The following is a 3,352-nucleotide window of genomic DNA, read 5'->3' as shown; positions in this document are numbered from 1 at the left end:
TTACTGTATCGAATCATAGAAAAATATAAAAACTTCGCAAAAGTTAAAGCAAGTTCCCCTCAACAATTCTAAGCTCTTTTAGACAATTGTTAATTCTTCAAATGCATTTTCCGAATGGGAGCTATGCTTAAAAGGGAAGCTATCATGCATTTCGTTAGAAACGGCGCAGTTGCGGCGCTTTTGATCGCCGGACTTTCGATCAACACCGCACAGTCGCAGACCCCCGGGGTGACCAGTGACAAAATCGTATTTGGTCAGTCCGCCGCTTTCGAAGGGCCTGCGGGCGCGCTCGGCACCGGAATGAATCAAGGATTGATGGCTGCTTTCACCGCGGCCAACAAGGCTGGCGGAATCAACGGCCGGGTGCTCGAGATCGTCAAGTATGACGACGGTTATGAGCCCGACCGCGCGATCGCGAACACGAAAAAGCTTATCGATCAGGACAACGTGTTTTCGATTATCGGCGCCGTTGGTACTCCGACCTCCAAGGCCACGCAACCGATTGCGACAACGGCCAAGGTTCCGTTTGTCGGTCCTTTCACCGGCGCCGGATTCCTCCGCGCCCCGGAGAACGCGAACGTCATCAACGTCCGGGCCACTTACGACCAGGAAACAGAGACCTGGATCAAACATCTTACGGAAGATCTCGGCATCACCAAGGTTGCCATCCTGTATCAGGATGACGGTTTCGGCCGCGTGGGCCTTTCCGGGGTAAACAAGGCGCTCGAAAAACGCGGCATGAAGCTGGTCGCCGAGGGCACGTATCAGCGCAACACGACAGCGATCAAGACCGCGCTTCTCGCAATCCGGAAAGCGGAGCCGGAAGCTGTCGTCATGGTCGGCGCCTACAAGCCGCTTGCCGAGTTCATCAAGCTTTCCAAGAAGCTGAAAATGGATCCGGTGTTCGTCACTATTTCCTTCGTGGGCTCAAACGCGCTCGCCGGCGAGCTTGGCGATCAGGGCGCCGGCGTGGTGATCAGCCAGGTCGTTCCGTTTCCATGGGACAAAAGCATTCCGCTCGTCGCAAAGTACACTGAAGACCTGAAGGCCTATGACGGTGCCCTTGAGCCGGGCTTTGTCTCGCTCGAAGGCTACATGGTCGGCCGCCTGACAATCATGGCGCTTGAGAAAGCCGGTAAGGACCTGACCCGGGAGAACTTCCTGGACGCGGTCTACAGCACCGGAACGTTCGACCTCGGCGGCGCGACGCTTGAATATGGCGCCGGCGACAATCAGGGCATGGGCGACGTCTTCCTGAGCGTGATTCAGGCCGATGGCAGCTTCAAGTCTGTCGAAAAACTAAGCAAATAAAAAGAACACTCTAGAGCCGGCGGCACTGCGTGCTGCCGGCTCTTGGGATGGGGAAAAAAGGGGGGACCGGAAGAGATGAGCATGACGGACATGGAACAGACTCGGAACGACACCGAAAACGGCGAAACAACGCCACCACCAAAAAAACCTTTAGGTTTGGGGGTAGGCGCAAAACTCTATCTCTCGATCGGCAGCATGTTCGTCATAACCGTCGTTGCTGCATTGGTTTCTATCTGGGCATTCGGCGAACTGAAGCGCGCCATGGAGAGCTTTGCCGGAGAAGCTATTCCGGCCATCAAGACCTCCCTTCACCTGTCGGCGGAAAGTGCCGGGATCGCGGCGAAAGCCCCAGAGATCGTGACCGCGCAAAACAACGAGGAACGGGTTGCGACGGAATCGGAAATCGAAACCCTCATCAAGAAGCTTGATGACGAAATTCGCAATCTCGGGGCGCTCGACGAGACGATGAAGGCGCAGAAGCTCGACATGGTCTCCTCCTTCCACGGCGGCATCATCGCCCTTGGCGAAAAGATGCGCGAAAAGGAAGCGATCGAAGCCCGCATCACCCGGAAGGTCACAGAGATGCTCTCGGCGCATCAGGACTTTCTGAAAGATCTGTCTCCGCTGGTGGACGATGCGAACTTCAATCTTGTTATCACCAGCGAAGATACCGTCGACAGTTCCTCAAAGCTGATCAAGTCCCTGCTGGAGGGAGAGGTAAGCTATCTGCAGGCTGGACTTCGGGTCGGCGCGAGCCTCAGGGAACTTCTTGCCCTGATGATCCGGACAGCGGCGAACACGGAGCTTGAGGCGATCGCCCCGCTCGAAGAGACGTTCCTAACCATTCGCAATGTTGTCAGAGACTATCAGACGCAGCTTCCGGAAACCGAAGCCGCACAGGACCTGAAGGACTTTACGGAAAGCCTTATAACGCTTGGCGAAGGCGAAGACTCGGCGTTTGCGATCCGGTTCAAGGAACTGGACTACAATCAGTCCCTTACATTCCAGCAGACTCTCGATCTCAAGGCCAAGAGGGAAGCTCTCGACGCCAAGCTCGCGGAACTGGAAGGCCTGTTCAAGACCAAGGTCGAGCCTGTCATCGACGATGCGACATTCAATCTGGCGGTCGGCGGAGACAACCTGAATGCGAACATTCGCAAAACGATAACAGGTCTGGTCAACGGCGACGTGGCAAAGCTGCAGTCGATGCTGCAGCTTGCCGCAGAAGCCAATCTCCTGGCCGGTCTCCTGAACTCCGGCGCCACCGCTCCTGATATCTCGGCACTCAATGTCCTGTCCGGCCGATTCAATGCCGCCAAGGGCGCTGTCGAGACGGCGATCGCTGCTTTCCAGGAGCGCGTCCAGAATGACACGATCCCGCAGGTCGCAGCACAGATCGTTTCCTATGGGACCGGCGAGGAAAGTGTTTTTGCTCTACGCGAGGCGCAGCTCGAAATCGAAGCCAGCGCTCTGGTCGCACTGGACGGAAACCGGACAGCATCGGAAAACATTCAGAAAGAATTCGCTTTGATGGTCTCCGACGCCGAAACGGCAGCGGCGACGAGCGAAACCAGAGCGCTCGATACAATCGGCGATAGCGAGAACCTGCTGTTCGCAATGGTCGGCATCAGTGCCGTTGCCGGCCTCCTGATTGGCTGGCTTCTGGTGTCGCGCCAAGTGGTGCGGCGGATCTCCGGTCTCGCCGACACGATGGGCGTGATCGCGGACGGAGATCTGGACACGGACGTGGATACGTCGGGCGGCGACGAGATCACCACGATGGCCCGGACGGTTGAGATCTTCCGCGACAATGGCCGCGAGGTCGAACGGCTGCGCGAGGAACAGCAGCGCACAGAGGCCCGCTCCGCCGAGGAACGGCGTCAGGCCATGCTGAACCTGGCCGACACGTTCGAGCAGTCGGTCAAAGCCATCGTCGATCAGGTCGGCCTGTCCGCACAGGAGATGGAGAAGAGCTCGGAAGGCATGGTGAACTCCTCCGAGCAGGTGAAGATGGAATCCTCAGGCGTGCTGACCATCGCCG

Annotated in this window: 2 protein-coding genes; both read left to right on the top strand. The window is 57.3% G+C overall.

Translation table 11 applies throughout. From position 1 onward, the window contains the following. The first annotated feature begins 144 nt into the window (after nt 1–144). Nucleotides 145–1,311, top strand: a complete 1,167-nt coding sequence (locus IG629_RS17660) for an ABC transporter substrate-binding protein (RefSeq protein ID WP_193173248.1) — start codon at nt 145–147, stop codon at nt 1,309–1,311. A 75-nt stretch (nt 1,312–1,386) separates the two neighbouring features. Beyond that, nucleotides 1,387–3,352: HAMP domain-containing protein (locus IG629_RS17655; RefSeq protein WP_193173247.1), on the top strand; the 1,966-nt coding region annotated here is incomplete at its 3' end.

Source organism: Nisaea nitritireducens (assembly GCF_014904795.1).
GTDB lineage: Bacteria > Pseudomonadota > Alphaproteobacteria > Thalassobaculales > Thalassobaculaceae > Nisaea > Nisaea nitritireducens.
The sequence above is the reverse complement of the archived record's forward strand: the minus strand, read 5'-3'. Positions and strand labels throughout refer to the sequence as shown.